We start from the raw sequence: 18,887 nt of genomic DNA, 5'->3' as shown, positions 1-18,887 counted from the left end.
AGCACGTCATGCTGAGCGAAGCGGAGCGTAGTCGAAGCATCTCTACTGCAATGGTAATCCTGGCGTCTGTTTGGCATTACAACGAAGCGGTAGAGATGCTTCGACTACGCTCCGCTTCGCTCAGCATGACAGCCTTTTTTGCTTCCTCTCATTCACCATCTCCCTTATCCACCCACCCGCTATGCCCACTTCTCCCCTCCCCTACGCCCTCATTTTCGATATGGATGGCGTCATCATCGACAACACCGCCGCCCAGGCGCGGGCGTTCCAGCTGCTGTTCCGCGACCTGGGCCTGCGCACCAACGCCCGCCGGCTGCTGCGCCGCCTCAACGGCATGCCCGCCAGCCAGATTCTGGAAAACGTGTTTACCAACCCCGTGCCTAAGAAGCAGCTGGCGGAGTACGCCGCCCAGCGCGAGCTGCTGTACCGGGTGCTGTACTGGAACAAGCGGCAGGAGCTGGCCGGCCTGCGCGGCTTTTTGCAGGCGGCCCGGGCGGCCGGGTTCCGCATCGCGCTGGGCACCGGCTCGGGCACCGAAACCATCAGCTACATCCTCGATTACCTCGACCTGCGTCGCTATTTCGATGTGGTGGTGGGCAAAGACGACGTAGCCAAAGGCAAGCCCCACGCCGACACCTACCTCACCACTGCCCGCAAGCTGGGCCTGCCCCCGGCGCGGTGCGTGGTGTTTGAAGATGCCCTGCTGGGCGAGCAAGCCGCTTACCGCGCCGGCATGCGCTGCATTGCCGTCAGCACCACCCTTAAAGCTGCCGACTTCCAGGCCCCACTCACCGTCATCCCCGATTTCACCCACCTAACGCCCCAACGGATACTGGAGCTGCTGGCTGCTCACCCCAACGCCCCCAAGCCCAGCAAGGAACTGGCGAAGCGGCAGTACATGCAGGGGTGAAATACACGCAAAACGGCCCGCCTCCTTGCGGAAGCGGGCCGTTAAACAGAAGCTATCAGCTAACAGCTGTCGGCTAATAGCTCAAGCAATTACCGGCTGGCAGCCAGAGCCTCGGCGCCACCTACGATTTCGAGAATCTCGGTGGTGATGGCCGCCTGGCGGGTACGGTTGTAGGTTAGTTTGAGCTCCTTGAGTAGCTCACCGGCGTTATCGGTGGCCTTATCCATGGCCGTCATGCGGGCGCCGTGCTCCGAGGCGTTGCTTTCCAGCACCGCCTTGTAGAGCTGAATCTTGAGCGACTGGGGAATCAGGGTCCGCATAATCTCCTCCTGCGAAGGCGCGAAGATGTAGTCCACGTTGCTGGTGGTTGCTTCGGTAACGGGCTGCTCGGTAGGTACCAGGGGCAGCAGTTGCTGCACCTGCACCACCTGGGTGGCCACGTTGCGGAACTCGTTGTACACCATGGTCACCTCGTCGTACTCGCCGTTGCGGAAGCCATCCATGGCCTGCTCGGCGGCTTGGCGCACGGTTTCAAACGAGAGCTGCCCGAACACGTGCTGGTAATCGCCCAGCAGCGGCCCGCGCTTCCCGAAGTACTCGTGCGCCTTCTTGCCGATTGCCATCACCGTTACGCTGCCCGAAGCGGCCTGCTCGGCGTAGCGGCTCTGCACCAGCGCATTCGTCGCCTTGAACACGTTGCTGTTAAAAGCGCCCGCCAGACCCCGGTCGGAGGTAACGGCAATGATGAGCACGCGGCGCACGTCGCGCACCACGGCGTACTCGCTCTGCAGCTCCTCGCCGGCAAGGGCCGTCAGGTTGCCCAGAATGCCGTTGAGCCGCAGGGCGTAGGGCCGCATGCGCAGAATGTTGTCCTGGGCGCGCCGCAGCTTGGCCGCCGCCACCATTTTCATGGCTTTGGTAATCTGCTGCGTGCTCTGCACCGACACAATGCGGTTACGGACTTCTTTTAGGTTAGCCATTTTTTTGAGCTGTTAGCTATAAGCTGTTAGCTGTTAGCTCACCTGCTACCCTCGTTAAGTGGGCAGCAGGAAGCGCTTACCAGCAGCTGTCAGCGGCGCCTCCTGAACGGAAGCTGACAGCTAACAGCTACTGGCTAACAGCTTAAATTAAGCGGCGTACTGGGCCGACAGGTCCTTGGTTACCTGGCGGATGGCCCCGATGATGGTGTCATCGAGCTTGCCGGCCTTCAGGGCCGCCAGCTCGGGAGCGTGGCGGGTCTGCATGGTCTGGGTAAACTCCTTCTCGAACTCGCGCACCTTGTTCACGGGCACTTTGTCGAGCAGGCCGTTGGTGGCGGCGTAGATGATGGCCACCTGGTCTTCCACGCGCTGGGGCGAGAACTGGGGCTGCTTCAGGATTTCGAGGTTACGACGGCCGCGCTCAATGGTGAGGCGGGTCGAGGCGTCGAGGTCGGAGCCGAACTTGGCGAAGGCCTCCAGCTCGCGGAACTGGGCCTGGTCAAGTTTCAGCGTACCAGCCACTTTCTTCATCGACTTGATCTGGGCGTTACCACCTACGCGGCTCACCGAGATACCTACGTTGATAGCGGGACGCACACCGGAGTTGAACAGGTTGGTTTCGAGGAAGATCTGGCCATCCGTAATCGAAATTACGTTGGTCGGGATGTACGCCGAAACGTCGCCGGCCTGGGTCTCGATGATGGGCAGAGCCGTCAGCGAACCGCCGCCTTTCACCAGGTGCTTGATGCTGTCGGGCAGGTCGTTCATCGCCTGAGCGATGGTGTCCGAGGCGTTGATTTTAGCGGCACGCTCCAACAGGCGGCTGTGCAGGTAGAATACGTCGCCGGGGTATGCCTCACGTCCGGGAGGACGACGCAACAATAGCGACACCTCACGGTACGCTACAGCCTGCTTCGACAAGTCGTCGTACACCACCAGGGCCGGACGGCCCGTATCGCGGAAGTACTCGCCGATGGCGGCCCCGGTGAAGGGCGCGTAGAACTGCAGCGGCGCCGGGTCGGAAGCCGAAGCGGATACCACCACGGTGTAGTCCATGGCACCGCCCTTGGTCAGGGCGTTTACCACCTGAGCTACGGTCGAGGCTTTCTGGCCTACGGCTACGTAGATGCAGAAAACCGGCTCGCCGCGCTCGAAGAACTCGCGCTGGTTGAGGATGGTGTCAATAGCAACGGCCGACTTACCGGTCTGCCGGTCGCCGATAATCAGCTCGCGCTGGCCCCGGCCAATCGGAATCATCGCGTCAATCGACTTGATGCCGGTCTGCATGGGCTCGGTTACCGGCTGGCGGTAAATTACGCCGGGCGCCTTGCGCTCCAGGGGCATCTCGAAGGTCTCGCCCTGGATGGGGCCACGACCGTCGATGGGCTGGCCCAGCGTGTTTACCACGCGGCCCACGATGCCCTCGCCCACCTTGATGGAGGCAATCTTATTGGTGCGGCGCACGGTGGCACCCTCGCGGATTTCGGAGTAGTCGCCGAGCATTACTGCACCCACGTTATCCTCTTCCAGGTTCAGCACCAGGGCCTGCAGGCCATTTTCAAATTCGAGCAATTCCCCCGACTGGGCGTTGCCCAGGCCGTAGATGCGGGCTACACCGTCGCCAACCTGCAGTACCGTGCCCACCTCTTCGAGTTCGGCTTCGGTTTTGAAGTTGGAGAGTTGCTCCCGCAGAATGGCGGATACTTCATCCGGACGTACGTCTGCCATGGTGGGTTATAGTTGGGGTTGGTAGGGATTCTTCGAGAATTCGGTGCGCAGCTTGCGCAACCGGTAGCTCACCGAGTCGTCGATGAGCCGGTCGCCGATGCGGAGCACGAAGCCCCCAATCAGCGCTGGGTCTACTTTTTCCTGGAGCGTTACCTCGGGCAAGCCTGCCTGCTCGCGCACGAGCTGGCTGAGCGACTCGCGCAACGCGGGGTCGAGGGCGGTGGCCGTGGTTACCTGGGCCACCTGCACGCCCTTTTTCAGGTTGTACTGCTTGAGAAACTCGTCGCCGATGAAAACGAGCGAGTCTTCGCGGTTGTGCTGGGTTACGAGCGTGAAGAACTTCTCCGTCAGCGTCGTGACTTTGCCGCCGAAAATAGCCTGCAGAATCGCCAGCTTCTTATCGTGCTTCACAATGGGGTTGCGTAGCAGCATGCGCAGGTCGCGGTTCTCGCCCAGCGTTTTGCTGAACAGGTCCATGTCCTGCTTCACCTGCTCCAGCTCACCCCGCTCCAGGGCCAAATCAATCAGCGACTTGGCGTAACGGGAAGCAACTCGTAGTTCAGACATATTTTTTTTAGCTGCAAGCTACAAGCCGCAAGCTGCAAGTTTTCGCCCTGCTTCTGCTCTAAAACAGACGCTTGCGGCTTGCAGCTTACAGCTTACGGCTTAGTTAAGCTTTACTTCTTTCAGGTACGAATCGACGAGCTGCTGCTGGGCGGGCTGATCGGTCAGCTCGCGACGCAGGATGCGCTCGGCAATGTCGATGGAAAGCTGGGCAGCGGTGTTTTTCACCTCGGCCAAAGCAGCATTCTTCTCGTTCTGGATGGCTTCGCGGGCCTGGGCAATCATGCGGCTGCCTTCTTCGGTGGCCTTGGTCTTGGCTTGCTCGATGAACTGGTTCGACATGGTGGTGGCTTCCTTCAGAATCCGGTCGCGCTCCATGCGGGCTTCAGCCAACAGCTTTTCGTTGCCAGCCTGCAGTTGCTGCATTTCGAGCTTGGCCTGGTCGGCCATGCGCAGGGCACCCTCAATGGAGCTTTCGCGCTCCTTGAGGGAGCTAAGGATGGGCTTCCAGGCATACGTGCGCAACAAGAGCACCACGATGAGGAAGATCACCACCTGCCAGAAGATCAGGCCGAGTTCGGGCGTTACAATATTCATGGGAAGTAATCAGTAAGGAGTACTTGAGACTCGGATATCCGGATGAGCCGCCATGGGCCCCGGTACCGGAAAAGCCAAAACAGCCCGCTACGCTATGCGCTAAAGCGCCCTAGCGCAGCGGGCTGCTCTGGTACTACCTCTATCCCTAGAGCTTGAAGGAAATCAGCAGGCAAACTACTACGGCGAACAGAGCCAGACCTTCAATCAGAGCGGCAACGATCAGCATAGCCGTCTGGATTTTGCCCGACGCTTCTGGCTGACGGCCGATGGCTTCCATAGCCTGACCACCGATACGACCAATGCCCAGACCGGCACCCAGAGCAACCAGACCAGCACCGATAGCGGCACCGAATACAGCCAGACCAGTAGAGTTAGCAATGGCCTGCAACAACAGAGAAAGAAGCATAAAAAAGAATTTGGGGAAGTGAAAAACGGAAAAAAGTCAGGAGTGTTTTTTTAAGCTATTAGCTGAGAGCTGTTAGCCATCAGCTTTTGTTCTGTAACCTATTTTTCGCGGCTGAATCCAGCCGCTTTTAGTTTGAAAGGAAAGCCTAACAGCTAAGTGATTTAGTGAGCCTGCGCTGGCGCAGCACCGTCGCCGCCACCTATCTGGAGGTCGGCGTCGTGGTGGTCCTCTACGGCACCGCCGATGTACATGGCGGTTAGCAGCGTAAAGATATAGGCCTGCAGAATGGCAACCAGCAGCTCAAGGAAGAAGATGAACAGACCGAAGGCCAGCGACACGGGCGCAATGCCAATGTTGCGGAAGATGAAGATGAGCGAAATGAAGCTCAGCGTTACAATGTGACCGGCCGTAATGTTGGCAAACAGTCGAACCATCAGCGAGAAGGGCTTCACCACGATGCCGATGAGCTCGACCGGAATCATGATGGGCAGCAGGGCCTTGGGCACACCGGGCGTGGCGAAAATGTGGGCCCAGTAGTTTTTGTTGGAGCTGAACAGGGTGATGAGCAGCGTGATTACGGCCAGCGTCAGGGTCACGGCAATGTTGCCGGTAAGGTTGGCGCCGCCGGGCAGCAGGCCCAGCATGTTGCTGAACCAGATGAAGAAGAACACGGTGAGCAGGTAGGGCATATACCGCTCGTACTTCGGGCCGATGGACTTTTTGGCTACCTCATCGCGAATGAAAATAATGAGCGGCTCGAAGAACGACTGCATGCCCCGGGGGGCCGCGGTGCCGCGCTTGGCATAGCCCCGGGCTACGGTTATAAATACGACCAGCATCAGGGCCGAAGCAATCATCAGCGTGGCCACGTTCTTGGTAATGGAGAAGTCGTACACCTTGGCGCCGTCGGTCGATACGAGGTGCTCGTGGTCCAGCTTCAGGCCCTCGTGTACCTTACCTTCGGCCAGCTCATGCGACGAAAACACCGTCAGACCGCTGCCCGCCCGGTAGGCGATAACGGGTAGATGGGTGGTGTAATGCGTTTCTCCCAGCGTGAACCAGTGCCACTCGTGCGAATCGCCGATGTGGTGCAGAATCATCTCGCCCGGATTGAAGTTTTCGGACTCCGTTGCATCGGCCGTGGTGGCTATCGGCTCGTTGGCACGGGCCGTCAGCGAAAAGAGACAGAGGAGGGCAAAAAGTAAGCGCTTCATTCAGAGTGGCTTAGGGATTTACTCACAAAATCTTCATTTCGTGATTTCGCCCCGTTTTGAAAACGGGCGCAAGTTACTCAGAACGGCCCATACTTCAAACCCGGCGAAGAGAAAATAGAGTATGAAGAAGCTGCCGAGGAAGGCCCAGCGGGCATTGCCCTCCTGTCCGCCGCCTCGTAAAAGGTACACCAGCACCAGTGTAAGCGACAAAAGCAGCCGGGCCACCATGGCCCCGAAATAGGCCACCAGAAAGTTGTCGGCATCGGCCCGCAACAGCCGCTCCATCATCCGATAGAGCACCAGCGTGAGCACCACGAAGAAGGTAAACGTGTAGACCGTGAACGGATGGATGATGCGCGGCCCGAACTGGCTATAAAGCGCATAAAGCACAAAGCCCACGATCAGGCAGAACAATAGGTAGGTTTTGAGGAAGGGTTTCATAGAGGTAAAAAGTGGGCGCATTGTCGGATGCGCCTGCCGGAAAGCGTCATTCAGAGCGAAGCGAGAATCTGCGTGAACTCGTCGCGCAGTTGTCGTTCAACGAGTTCACGCGAGATTCTTCGCTTCGCTCTGAATGACGCTTTGCTTGCTATCAAAAGCTGTCAGCTGTTTAGCGCAACTCAATACCTACTCGCCCTTGCTCACGGCCCGAATCACGTTGTACAGGGCTGCGAACAGGCCCAGCAGCATCAGGCCCAGCGTAAACCAGGGCGTTTTGGTCTGGAAGTGGTTGTCGAGCCAGTAGCCGGCCCAGGTGCTCAGGCCGATGGTGGCCGCCATCTGCACGCCGATGCCCGAGTAGCGGGCCACGGCGCGCAGGCGGTCGGAACTGTTATCGGGGTCGTTGGGCTTGATAGGGCTGGCCATAACCGGTGGGGCAACTAGGATGGGGCGACAAAATTAGGGCTTAGCACGTTAGCAACGCATCGGGGCCGTAGCCGGCAACGTCCGGACAGAAAGCCGTACTTTTACCCAGGTTGCGACGTTGCAGGAAAAACCATGCCCCCGAACGAATCGGTGGGTGGCGGGCGTTTTCCGTCCGTCCTTCTTTTCTGCCCCGAGCCTCTCTGCCGCCTTGACGACGACCCCGACGACCCTTCGCGCTGCTCTTTTCAGCCCCCTTGTAGCACTGGCTGCTACCGGGCTGCTGGCTACGGTATTGGCTGGCTGTGCCGGCTCCGACCGCCGCTCACTGGTGGGCCGCACCTACGACAACGTAGTGGCCCGCGACAACGCCTACTTCCTGGCCCGCGAGAAGATGAGGGAAGTGGAGGCCAAGCTCAACAAAGAGCGGGTGAACGACTACAACCGCGTGTTGCCGTTGTTTCCGGTGATTGACGAGCCGACGGCCACCCGCCTGACGGCCGACATGGACGACATCGTTAAAAAAGCCTCGATACCGGTGCAGTACCGCCCCGGCTCCGACTGGACCGACGACAGCTACCTGCTCATCGGCCAGGCCCGCTACTACAAGCGCGAGTTCGAGGACGCGGCCAAAACGTTCAAGTACGTTAACAGCACCGGCAAAGACCTCAACGCCCGCCACGAGGCCCTCGTCTGGCTCATGCGTACTTTCCTAGCTCTTGATCAGTTAGACAACGTGGCAGCCGTGTCGAACATCCTCGATAAGGAAGCCGGTACCGAGCGCAATGCGCGCGCCCTGTTCCTGACCCGCGCCGAGTATTACCAGCGGGTAAATGAGCCGCTGCTGGCCATCGAGAATCTCGAAAAAGCCATTCCTTATATTGAGGAGAAGAACGAGCAGTCGCGCACCCGTTACGTGCTGGCCCAGCTTTACCAGGCCCAGGGCGACGACAAGAAAGCATATGCCCAGCTTAATCAAATTCTGAAGAAAAACCCGCCCTACGAGCTGGATTTCTATAGCAAGCTGATGCTTGGGCAGGTATCGGACCTGAACCTGAACGACCGCGCCCGACTGGACAAGTACTTCGCCAAGCTGCTCAAAGACCCAAACAACAAGGAGTACACCGACAAGATTTACTACGAGATGGGCCGGCTCGAATACCGGCAGCAACGCTTCCCGGCGGCTTTGGCGCTGCTCGAAAAATCGGTGCGCGTACCCAAGGGCAATCCGGCCCAGAAGGCGTATACCCACCTGCTGCAGGGCCGCATCTACTACGAAAACCTGCAGCGCTACCGGCTGGCCGCGGCCTACTACGACAGCACGGTGCAGGCCATGCCCAAAGCAAACCCCGCCTACGAAGCGGTGGCCGAACGAGCCGGAATTCTGCAGGATTTCGCCACGCAGCTGACTATCGTAGAAACCCAGGACAGCCTGCAGGCGCTGGCCCGCCTCGGCCCCGACGAGCTGACGGCCCGCCTGACTACCTACGCCGAGGCCGAGCTGGCCGAACGCCAGCGCCAGGCCGAACTGCTGGCCGCCCGCCAGGCCAAGGAGCTGGAGCGCCAGCAGGCCCTGCAGCAAACCGCGGTGGGCTTGGCTCCGGGCCGCGACCTGCAGCCCAATATCAACTCAGAGGATTTTCTGGCGGCCAACACCGGGGGTAAGTGGTATTTCGACAACCCAACGGCCCTGGGCACGGCCCGCAACGACTTTATCAGACGCTGGGGCGACCGGCCCCTGCAGGACAACTGGCGCACCGTAACGCAGGCCAGCAGCTCGCCCGTAACAGCGCAGGGCGGCAGCGTGCCCGTGAGCATTGCCGGCAACAGCAGCACCGCCGTAAATGGTACGGGACTGAACCCGGGCAGTCCTGGAAGCCCCGGAAGCCCCGCAGCCGACCCACAGGCCCAGCTGCGCGACCTGGTGGGCCAGTACCGGCAGAACGTGCCGCTGACGCCCGCACAGCTAACTACTTCTGACGACCAGACCCAGGAGGCGCTTTACCAGCTGGGCGGCATCTACAACCAACAGCTGCGTGAGCCCGAAAAGGCCGTGGAGACCTATGAAACCCAGTTGCGGCGCTATCCGCAGGGCCCGCACACGCCCGAAACGCTTTACATTCTGTACCTGATAAAAAAGGAGGGCGACGCCACCCAGGCGGAGCAATACGCGGCGCGGCTGCGGCAGGCCTACCCCAACTCGTCGTACGCCCGCCTGGTGGCCGACCCCGACTATCTGCGGCGTACCTCGGTGGCCAACGCCAAGGTGGCGGTGCTGGTCGATTCGGCCTTTGCGGCCTACAAGCGGCAGGACTTTAAGAAAGCCGGTACCACGCTCGATCAGGCGAAGAAGGAGTACCCCGAAACCGACCTCAACGACCAGGTGGCCTACTTGGGGGCGCTTCTGAGTGTGCGCACCCAGCCTCCGCCAACCGCTAAAGCCGCGGTAGAGAAGTTCTACAAGGACTACCCCGAAAGCCCGCTGGCTCCCAAAGCCGCAACGCTCCTCGAAACCTACCAAAAATACAACCAGGGCCAGATTGCCGGCGCTATGGCCAGCACTACCGAACCCGGCAAGTCGGAGTTCCGGCCCGGCGAGATTGAGCCTCGTTCGGTGCGCCGCTTCCGCCCCGAGCCCAGCCCGCAGGCTTTGCTGCCCGCGCCTGTAACCCCGGCGCGGGGGCCACACCCAATGGTCGTAGCAAAGGCACCCCGGCTGGCACTACCCCCCCGGTTTTAACAACCCAGCCCACGCTGCCGGCCCAGACACCACCGGCAGTCATACCTGAGGCCCCAGTTCCGGCCGAGCCGGTGGCCCCTACCCCCCTTACACCGGCCGAGGAAGCCGTTGCCGCCCGCCGTGCGGCCGCCCAGGCCCGCGCCCGGGGCCGAAAAGCACCCGCCGCACCAAAGAAGACAGCCGAGCCGACTGTCCCGGCAGCACCAGCGCCCACTGTGCCTGCCACCACACCGGCTGCTACACCGGCCACCACACCGGCTGCTACACCGGCCACCACACCGGCCGCTACACCGGCTACCAGCCCTGCTCCTATCCCGGTGGCCCCGCCTGCTGCTACGCCAGCCCCGGCACCTGCAGCTCCGGTTTCGCCCTACAAAGTCGATTTAGCGGCCGGGCACTCGGTGGTTATCGTACTGGCCAAGGTTGCTCCCCCGCTGGCCGACCTGGCCGCCCAGCTAACGGCTTACAACAGCCGATTCTACAAATCGAGCAGCTTGCAGGTGCGCCGCCAGGCCCTGAACGCAACCGAAGAGGCCGTTATCATTGAGGGGCTGGACAACGCCAAGCTGGCCCAGAGTTACGCCCTGAAGCTGCGTGGCCCCCAGTCGCCGCTGAGCAAGCTGCGTGGGGCGGGTTACCAAACCCTGGTTGTGGGTATGGATAACCTACCGGTGCTGCTGCAGGAAGGAAAACCCGCCGAATACCAGCGCTTCTACGACCAGAACTACCGTTAGCCTTTTGTTAGCATTTGAAAATCAATAAGTAAGAACCGATTATGGGGCTAAGGGCAGAAACTGGCCTACAATCTGCACTGCTCACTGCACCTGCTTTGCCTGCCCCCGTAGGTCAACCCGGACTTGCTAAGTACCCATTACCAATTGAAATCCATGGCTTCTTCTGCCACCAAAAAAACTGCTGCTTCCCGTCCTAAACCCAACCGCCCGGGGCGCTACACCGGATGGGCCCGCTCGTTCTGGATGCTATTCGGGCTCGGACTGATTGGGCTGGTGTTCTACGTTTGGGCAGTTAGTGCGAACTTCCTGAACCTGTTCGGGCGCATGCCCAACCTGAAGTCGCTGGAGAACCCGCGCAGCGAGTTGGCCTCCGAAATCTACTCGGCCGACAACGTGCTGATGGGCAAGTATTTCCGCGAGAACCGCACGCCCGCCGAGTACGAAGACCTGCCCCAGCACCTGGTGGACGCCCTGATTGCCACCGAGGATGCCCGCTTCGAGGAGCACTCCGGTATTGATGCCAAAGCCACCGGCCGGGTAGCAGCAGGCCTACTGACCGGTGGCAGCGGCGGCGGCGGCTCTACGCTCACTCAGCAGCTGGCTAAAGTGCTGTTCCGCACCCGCGGCGACCTCAACGACGGCCTGCTCAACGACGTGCCGGGCGTACGCATGCTCGTTACAAAAACCAAGGAGTGGATTCTGGCCATCCGGCTGGAGCGCAGCTATACCAAGCGTGAAATTCTGCGCATGTATCTCAATACCAATGACTACGGATCCAACGCTTTCGGTATTAATACGGCGGCTAAAACGTTTTTCGGCAAGCAACCCATGCAGCTGACGCGGCCTGAGGCGGCCACGCTGGTGGGCGTACTCAATGCGCCAACGCGCTTCAGCCCCAAGTTCAACCCCGACCGCTCGCGCGCCCGCCGCAACTGGGTGTTGCGCCAGATGAACAAGTACGGCTATGTTGACGACCAGCAGCTGCGGGCTGACACGCTGCAGCCTATGAAGCTCGACTACCAGGTAGAAAACCAGAACGAAGGCATTGCGCCCTATTTCCGGGTGGAAGTGAGCAAGGAGTTGCGCCAGTGGGCCAAGGAAACCGACCACGACCTGTACTCCGACGGCCTGAAAATCTATACCACCATCGACTCGCGGATGCAGAAGTACGCCGAGTCGGCCGTGGCCGAGCACATGAAGCTGCAGCAGAAATGGTTTGAGCAGCAGTGGAAGGGCCAGCAGCCCTGGCGCGACGAAAGCGGCCGGGTGATTCCGAACTTCCTGGCTACCTCCATCAAGCGCACCGGCCGCTACCGCTCGCTGCAGGGCCGCTTCCCCGACCAGCCCGATTCGGTGAAGTATTACCTGAATAAGAAGTACCCGATGAAGGTCTTCAGCTGGAACAGCCCCAACAACGAGAAGGAGGTGACGATGTCGCCGATGGATTCGCTGGCCTACTACAAACGGCTGATGCGGGCGGGCTTTGTGGCCATCAACCCGCTTAACGGCCGCATCAAGGCCTGGGTGGGCGGCGTCAACTACAAATACATCAAGTACGACCACGTGCGCCAGGGCAAGCGCCAGCCGGGCTCCACGTTCAAGCCGTTCGTGTACGTGGCCGCCATTGACCAAGGCTACTCGCCCTGCTACCAGCGGCCCGACGTGGCCGTTACGTTCCCGGCCGTTGCCGGCCGGGCCTCCTATACGCCCCGCAACTTCGAGGGCTCGTACTCGGGCCGCACCTTCACGTTGCGGGAGGCCATGGCACGCTCCATGAACTCGATTACGGCTTGGGTGGTGCAGAAGCTGGGCCCCGAAACGGTGGTCAGCTATGCCAAGCGCCTGGGCATTACTTCGCCCATTGAGGCGGTGCCGGCCGTGGGTTTCGGCTCGTCCGACGTGAGCGTGTACGAGATGGTGGGCGCCTACAGCACGTTCGTTAACAAGGGCATCTGGACTTCGCCGGTGATGGTGACGCGCATCGAGGACAAGAACGGCAACGTGCTACGCGAATTCGTGCCCCAGACCCGCGAGGCGCTGAGCGAGGAAACGGCCTATCTGATGACCTATATGCTGCGCGGCGCCACCGAGGAGCGCGGCGGCACCAGCATTATCCTCAAAACCGGTTTCAAATTTCCGTATGAGATGGGTGGTAAAACCGGCACCACCAACAACTACTCCGACGGCTGGTTTATGGGCCTCACGCCCGACCTGGTGTGCGGCATGTGGGTGGGCGGCGAAGACCGGAGCATCCACTTCCGCAATGGCTACTACGGCCAGGGCTCGCGCATGGCTCTGCCCATTTACGGCCTGTTCATGAAGAAAGTGTACGCCGATAAGAGTCTCGATATAAACACCGGCCCCTTCCCCAAACCCGCCCAGCTCACCATCGAAACCGACTGTTCGCGCTACTACGGCGGCCCCGGCGGCCAGCGCGACACCATCCCGAGCAGTGAAAAGCTCAACCAGGTGAAGATGGAGGATTTACGCGGCGAGGACATCTAGCACTACAGATTTTTGCTGATTTTTTTTTGCTGATTGACTTGATTTTTACGGAATGTGGCCGGGACATCCCGGCCACATTTTTTGTTGGTCCTTTGGCTCAACCTACTTAAAGCAGGCCGCCGTTTTCTTCCTCGCCGTATGTTCTATCGAACAGCGAGTATAGTTTTGAAAGTGTTCCGGACTCGTATCCGGAATCTGCGTAATCAGCTGAGAAATCAGCGAAAATCTGTGATGTTATGGCCGCCTCTCCCGAGCTGCAAGACCAAATCCGCCAGCTCCCGCACCGTCCGGGGGTGTACAAGTACTTTGGCGACGAAGACACGATTATCTACGTGGGCAAGGCCATTGACCTGCGCAAGCGGGTCAGCAGCTACTTCACCAAGCAGGACCACAACAAGAAAACCCAGCAGCTGGTCAAGAACATCCGGCGCATCGAGTTCACGATTGTGGATTCGGAGTCGGATGCTTTTCTGCTCGAAAACAACCTCATCAAGCAGCACCAGCCCAAGTACAACATCCTGCTCAAGGATGGCAAGACGTACCCCTACCTGCTGCTGACCAACGAACGGTTTCCGCGCCTGATACCCACGCGCACCAAGCGCCCCGGCGACGGCCACTACTACGGCCCCTACGCCAACGTAACGGGCATGAACCTGCTGCTGGAACTGATGCGGGCGCTGTACCCGCTACGCACCTGCACCTACAACCTCTCGGAGGCTAACATCGAGGCCGGCAAGTTCAAGGTGTGCTTGGAGTACCACCTCGGCAATTGCAAGGGTCCCTGCGTGGGCAACCAAGACGAGGAAACCTACAACCAGTATATCCAGCAGATCCGGCAGATTCTCAACGGCGACCTGCGCCTGCCCAAGCAGTATTTCCGCGACCGGATGGCCCAAGCGGCTCAGGAGCAGCAGTACGAGCTGGCCCACCAGTTCAAGGTGAAGCTCGATAAGCTCGACGAGTTCCAGAGCAAGAGCACCATCGTCAATGCCAACCTGACGAACATCGACGTATTCGCCGTTGCCTCGAACGAGAAATCGGCTTTTATCAGCTACCTCAAGGTGATGAACGGCAGCATCGTGCTCACCCAATCGGTGGAGGTGCAGAAGAAGCTCGACGAGCCCGATGACGAGATTCTGGCCGTGCTGGTGATGCAGATGCGCGAGGAGTTCGAGAGCGAGTCGAAAGAAATCCTGACCAACGTGGCCCTGCCGCCGCTGCCCCTGCCCGGCGTAGCAATAGCCCAGCCCCAGATTGGCGACAAGCGCAAGCTGCTGGAGCTAAGCCTCAAAAACGTGCTCTACCTGCGCAAGGAGAAAGAGAGCATGAACGACCGGAGCAAGGACCTCAATGAGGTGCGCATTATGGAAACCATCAAGAAGGATTTGCGCCTTACGGAGTTGCCTAAGCACATCGAATGCTTCGACAACTCCAACTTCCAGGGCGACAATCCGGTGGCCGCCATGGTATGTTTCCGCAACGCTAGGCCCAGCAAGAAGGACTACCGGCACTACCACATCAAAACCGTCATCGGCCCCAACGACTTCGACTCGATGTACGAAGTGGTTACGCGCCGCTACCGTCGCCTCACCGACGAAGGCTCTAGCTTGCCCCAACTCGTCATCGTCGACGGCGGCAAAGGCCAGCTCAGCATGGCCGTCAAGGCCATCAAGGACCTCGGCCTATGGGGCCAGATGGCCGTTATCGGCATCGCCAAGCGTCTCGAAGAAATCTACGTGCCCAACGACCCGCTACCGCTCTACATCGATAAGAAGAGCGAAAGCCTGCGCTTATTCCAGCGCATGCGCGACGAGGCCCACCGCTTCGGCATCACCTTCCACCGCGACCGGCGCGACGCGGGCACCCTCAAAACCGAGCTCACCGACGTTAAAGGCCTCGGCCCCGTCACGGCCGACAAGCTCCTGCTCAAGTTCAAGTCGGTCAAGAAAATCCGCGAGTTATCCGAAGCCGACTTAGTAACCGAAGTAGGCAAAGCCAAAGCGCGCATCCTGATCGAGTATTTTGCCCAGACCGACGCGGCGGTATAAGGGGCAACACGCTATTCTAAATAGCAAAAGGCCCCGACCAAAATTGGTCGGGGCCTTTTGCTTGCTTACCGATGTGCTTTTGAAGGATGTCTGCATCTGCGACATCCTATCATCTGCAACATCTGTGATTTAGAAAGACCACAGGTTGTACTCGTACTCAATCAAGTCGGCGGCGGCTTGCTGCGAGGCGAGGATGCCCTGCTGCTGGCTGCCGTAGATTTCGTCGAGGCGCGAATCGGTCGGGTTCGACACCTTCACGATGTAGGAGTTGAACAGCCACAATTCGAATGCGTCAGCTAGGTTCTTGTGCTGCGCGTCGTTTTGAGGGTTGAACCAGATGGCCTTGTCGGGATTAGCCCGGAACACGCGCACCAAGTCGCTGTATTTGAAGCTGGCAATCGGCTTCTCGATACCGGCCGTGTTGGCGCTCAGCGTAGAAGGCACGAGCAATGTCAGCGACTTGATGTCGTGGTACATGCGCGAGCGTTTCTTATCGAAAATCATATCCTCCTTCAGTTCCATCTGGTAGATGTCCTTCGGGCGATACGCGTAGCTCGAGGCTGCGGCCGGAGCGGCTTTGGCCGAACCTTTCTTAGCCGGAGCTCCCCAGTCGTCGGTGGCTTCGTTGGAGAAACCTGCAGCTTTTTCCTCTTCACTAAGGCCAGCCGCGGCCTCTTGGTACGACATGTTACCCAGCATCTCTGCGGACGAGAGCGTGGAAGTAAGCGAGTCGTTGCGATAAGCCTGCAACTCACCCCGCTTCACAGCATCCATAATGATACCACTGATTTCCTTGCCCTCAGAGAACATGGGCTTGTTCTGCTTCTCGCGCAAGTCGATGGCCCGCCAAATCGTTTTGCGGAACATGATGTCCGAAGTTGGAATTGGGCGGTACGAGCCATTGCTGCTCGCGGTAGTAGCTTGTTCCTGGGCCGAAGCTGCTACCGACAGCGAAAGGCCAGCCGCTAAGGCAGCGAAAGAAAGGAATTTGTTCATACCAAAGAAATCAGTTGGTGGTAAGTAGTTGGTAGTTGGATTTTGGTAGCAAGTAGTCAGAACAGCGGAAACCGTCTGACTGCTTACTATCTACTACCCATAACCATACCAACGCTTAGTTCAGCGGAATATTGAACACCTTGCCAGGCATTGGCACGTCCTCGACGTTGCCCTGGAAGTTCTGGCGCTGCACACTTTTCACCTCTATGTAGAGGCGGTCACCCTCGCGGGCCGTGTTCACTACCGAGCTCAAGTCAACGTTCGGGCCATTTACCTGAATAGCAGCCATAACTGGGCGCTTACCGCGTACCAGCGTTACTTCGTAGCGCGACACCCGGAACTTAGCGTCGTCGGGCAGAAAAGTAGCGAAGCTGGCATCGGGAACAGCTTTCAGGTTCATGTTGCGCACGGCCGTGATGGGTGTGCCCTGCTTTTCGTTGGCCGGACGACCACCTACCCAGCACTGAATGTCGGGCTTGGGGATCCGGCGTACCTCGAATTTCTGCGAGCCGATGGGGTTGCCGCCGCTGCTTACGCTCAGGGTTACTTCGCTAGCGTTGGGCACCAGCGTTACTTCGCCTTTAGAAGCACCTTTAATGGTAGCTGCACCGGTAGCCGAGAAGCTCGGGTCATACTGGGCACCCAAGGCGGGTACGTTTACGCTCAACTTATTGCCGCAACGGAAATACAGCGCCTGCACCGAAGCCGACTGAATCTGCATTACCGGCTTGGTAACGGTGTAAGGCATCGTCACCTTGAAAGTGGTGTCGCGGCCGTTCTGCTTGAAACGAATAGTACCGGTCCAGCTAGCCTTAGCATTGCCATCCTTATCAAAGTTACCCGGACGAGCCGTGAACTCCACCTTGGCGCGGCCATCGGGGCCTACCGACACTGGCGAGCCATTGAGCGTCATGCTGGGGTTGAGGCCCGAGGCCGAAGCCGTCAGGAACAACTCAGCTTTATACTTGGTACCGGCGGCTACGGTGTTCGACTCAGCACTGGCAAAAGCCCCGATTTTATCGAATACGATGATCGTGCCACCTACTCTATCCGACAGCACTTTCAGCGCGTCCGACTCGTACTTAAGTACCTCAGCTTCCTTCTGCGACAGTACGGCCAAAGCGGCCACTACCGGCGTGTTTTCGAAGTTGAGCTGGGCAAAGTTTTTGCTCTTTTGCTTCTTTTCCGTCACCATCGGATCCTGACCGGCGTCGAGGGCCAAGGGCGTAACGCCGGGGATAATGCCTTTGATGTAGTCGGAGTACTTGTTCAGCTCTCCTTTCATCTTGTAGCCAACACCGTCCTTGTTGCCGCCCAGCATCAGCTCGGCCACCTTGTCTTCGGCACTCATGTTGGCAAACTCGTTTTTGCCTTTATTCTCCGTTTTAGTGAGTAGCTGATCCCGTACCGAAGCCAAATAGGCAATGGTCTCTTTGGTCCGCTCGCGCACTTCCTGGCTCTGCTTAAACACCGCCACATCTTTGGGCTGATTGCGGGCCTTTTCTACCTGGGCCTGAATACCCTTTACAGTCCTGTCGTTCGCCTTCGACACCTTTCCGTTAATGGAGGAAAGGCTGTCGTCGAGGAATTTAAATTTTAACAGAATTGCTGAATCTACCTGCAAGGCCAGAAGAGCGGTGAGTACCAGGTACATCATCCCGATCATCTTCTGCCGTGGAGTTTCCTTTGCTCCCGCCATCGTGTATGCCTGTTGCTATGCTAATTGATTGGTTGTGAAACGCCGTAGCGGTCCGCCGTTTAGTTGGCGGGGGCGCGCATGGCGTTCAGCATGTTGCCGTACACGCGGTTGAGCGAGCCCAGATTAGCAGTCAGGCTGGTTACTTCAGTCTTGAATTGCTCGGTTTCCTTGCCGGCTTCGGTCAGGTTCTGCATGGCCTGGGCCAGCGTACCGTAGAACTGATTCATGGACTTGAGGTGCGAATTGGCATCCTGCAGTTCCATCTCGTACACCGCGTTCAGAGCGCCCAAGTTCTTGGTCACGTTCTGAACCTGCAACTGGTAAGCGCCCGCGTCGGCGGTGGCATCAGCCATCGTGCTCATGGCATCGGCCGTCTTCGAGTACGACTCGTTGATGCGCTCCAGCGACTGAGCAGCCGAGCGAACTTTGGTCGTGTATTCGTCGGTGGCGTTGGTCGCGTCGCCGAGGCCGGCGAGCTGCTGGGTGGTAGTGCTCAGGCGGTTCAGGCCCTGGCCCAGCGAAGTAATAGCTTCAGGGGTTACGTTGGCATCCTTCAGCATGTCGTCGAGCTTGCGGGTGAGGCCCGTCCCGTTGTCCTGCTGCAGGAAGCTGGCGTTACCAGTAGAGGGGTCGTAGCCTTCGCTCAGCTCGGGGTATACCATCGACCAGTCAACCTCTTTGGAGGTAGGCTGAAACGCACTCAGGAAAAAGATGACAGCCTCGGTGCCCAAACCCACGATGAGCATTTCGCTGGCACCATCCCAGTGCTGAATTTTGAATAGAGCACCGATGATTACGATAGCCGCGCCGATGCCATAAATCTTGGGCATCAATACATCGTACAGAAAATTACCGCCTTTAGCTGCCATTTGATTGTGTTGTTGAAGAAGAAGTGATGAGGT

The 18,887-nt window shown here is 59.0% G+C and carries 16 protein-coding genes; 5 read left to right on the top strand and 11 right to left on the bottom strand.

Translation table 11 applies throughout. From position 1 onward, the window contains the following. Positions 1–181: 181 nt before the first annotated feature. A complete protein-coding gene (locus D0N36_RS04625) occupies positions 182–910 on the top strand; it encodes an HAD family hydrolase (protein ID WP_116940190.1) in 729 nt (242 codons plus the stop codon). 89 nt (positions 911–999) lie between these two features. On the opposite strand, the gene atpG is transcribed toward D0N36_RS04625, so the two are convergent. The 8 genes from atpG to D0N36_RS04585 all read right to left on the bottom strand — a co-directional run bounded on the left by atpG (position 1,000) and on the right by D0N36_RS04585 (position 7,266). Continuing rightward, on the bottom strand, positions 1,000–1,890 hold the full coding sequence (gene atpG, locus D0N36_RS04620; protein ID WP_116940188.1) for an ATP synthase F1 subunit gamma: 891 nt from the start codon (positions 1,888–1,890) through the stop codon (positions 1,000–1,002). Between the two features lie 147 nt (positions 1,891–2,037). Beyond that, on the bottom strand, positions 2,038–3,618 hold the full coding sequence (gene atpA / locus D0N36_RS04615) for a F0F1 ATP synthase subunit alpha (protein WP_116940186.1): 1,581 nt from the start codon (positions 3,616–3,618) through the stop codon (positions 2,038–2,040). 6 nt (positions 3,619–3,624) lie between these two features. Then, on the bottom strand, positions 3,625–4,185 hold the full coding sequence (gene atpH / locus D0N36_RS04610) for an ATP synthase F1 subunit delta (protein WP_116940184.1): 561 nt from the start codon (positions 4,183–4,185) through the stop codon (positions 3,625–3,627). A gap of 99 nt (positions 4,186–4,284) precedes the next feature. Beyond that, positions 4,285–4,779 carry a F0F1 ATP synthase subunit B gene (locus D0N36_RS04605; protein WP_116940182.1) on the bottom strand — a complete coding sequence of 165 codons (495 nt, stop codon included), beginning with the start codon at positions 4,777–4,779 and terminating at the stop codon, positions 4,285–4,287. A 145-nt stretch (positions 4,780–4,924) separates the two neighbouring features. Further along, the gene (gene atpE / locus D0N36_RS04600; protein WP_088465749.1) at positions 4,925–5,185 is read right to left on the bottom strand and encodes an ATP synthase F0 subunit C; all 261 of its coding nucleotides are present in this window, start codon (positions 5,183–5,185) and stop codon (positions 4,925–4,927) included. A gap of 161 nt (positions 5,186–5,346) precedes the next feature. After that, positions 5,347–6,399 carry a F0F1 ATP synthase subunit A gene (gene atpB, locus D0N36_RS04595; RefSeq protein WP_116940180.1) on the bottom strand — a complete coding sequence of 351 codons (1,053 nt, stop codon included), beginning with the start codon at positions 6,397–6,399 and terminating at the stop codon, positions 5,347–5,349. Positions 6,400–6,432: 33 nt separating this feature from the next. Next, complete coding sequence (locus D0N36_RS04590; RefSeq protein ID WP_116940178.1) at positions 6,433–6,840, bottom strand: hypothetical protein; 408 nt, start codon at positions 6,838–6,840, stop codon at positions 6,433–6,435. A gap of 186 nt (positions 6,841–7,026) precedes the next feature. Beyond that, positions 7,027–7,266, bottom strand: a complete 240-nt coding sequence (locus D0N36_RS04585; RefSeq protein ID WP_116940176.1) for an AtpZ/AtpI family protein — start codon at positions 7,264–7,266, stop codon at positions 7,027–7,029. Between the two features lie 208 nt (positions 7,267–7,474). Between D0N36_RS04585 and porW the strand changes: the two genes are divergently transcribed. The 4 genes from porW (at position 7,475) to uvrC (ending at position 15,290) form a co-directional block, all read left to right on the top strand. Then, positions 7,475–10,003 (top strand): type IX secretion system periplasmic lipoprotein PorW/SprE, encoded by a 2,529-nt coding sequence (porW, locus tag D0N36_RS04580; RefSeq protein ID WP_147320756.1) that lies wholly within the window; start codon positions 7,475–7,477, stop codon positions 10,001–10,003. Between the two features lie 71 nt (positions 10,004–10,074). Further along, positions 10,075–10,737 carry a hypothetical protein gene (locus D0N36_RS04575; protein WP_147320755.1) on the top strand — a complete coding sequence of 221 codons (663 nt, stop codon included), beginning with the start codon at positions 10,075–10,077 and terminating at the stop codon, positions 10,735–10,737. A gap of 243 nt (positions 10,738–10,980) precedes the next feature. Beyond that, positions 10,981–13,242, top strand: coding sequence for a transglycosylase domain-containing protein (locus D0N36_RS04570; RefSeq protein WP_116940315.1), 2,262 nt, complete (start codon positions 10,981–10,983; stop codon positions 13,240–13,242). Positions 13,243–13,478: 236 nt separating this feature from the next. Continuing rightward, positions 13,479–15,290: an excinuclease ABC subunit UvrC gene (gene uvrC / locus D0N36_RS04565; RefSeq protein WP_116940170.1), complete on the top strand. Its 1,812-nt coding sequence runs from the start codon at positions 13,479–13,481 to the stop codon at positions 15,288–15,290. 129 nt (positions 15,291–15,419) lie between these two features. On the opposite strand, the gene porN is transcribed toward uvrC, so the two are convergent. From porN to porL, 3 genes are all read right to left on the bottom strand, one after another. Beyond that, positions 15,420–16,286: a type IX secretion system ring subunit PorN/GldN gene (porN, locus tag D0N36_RS04560; RefSeq protein WP_116940168.1), complete on the bottom strand. Its 867-nt coding sequence runs from the start codon at positions 16,284–16,286 to the stop codon at positions 15,420–15,422. A gap of 115 nt (positions 16,287–16,401) precedes the next feature. After that, on the bottom strand, positions 16,402–17,985 hold the full coding sequence (gene porM / locus D0N36_RS04555) for a type IX secretion system motor protein PorM/GldM (protein ID WP_116940166.1): 1,584 nt from the start codon (positions 17,983–17,985) through the stop codon (positions 16,402–16,404). 59 nt (positions 17,986–18,044) lie between these two features. Continuing rightward, entirely contained in the window at positions 18,045–18,854 is an 810-nt protein-coding gene (porL, locus tag D0N36_RS04550; RefSeq protein ID WP_116940164.1) for a type IX secretion system motor protein PorL/GldL, read from the bottom strand. Positions 18,855–18,887 lie beyond the last annotated feature (33 nt).

It is taken from the genome of Hymenobacter lapidiphilus, from assembly GCF_003417065.2.
In the GTDB taxonomy this organism is placed as follows: Bacteria; Bacteroidota; Bacteroidia; order Cytophagales; family Hymenobacteraceae; genus Hymenobacter.
Note: the sequence above shows the minus strand (reverse complement) of the source record. Positions and strands in the feature narration are given on the sequence as shown.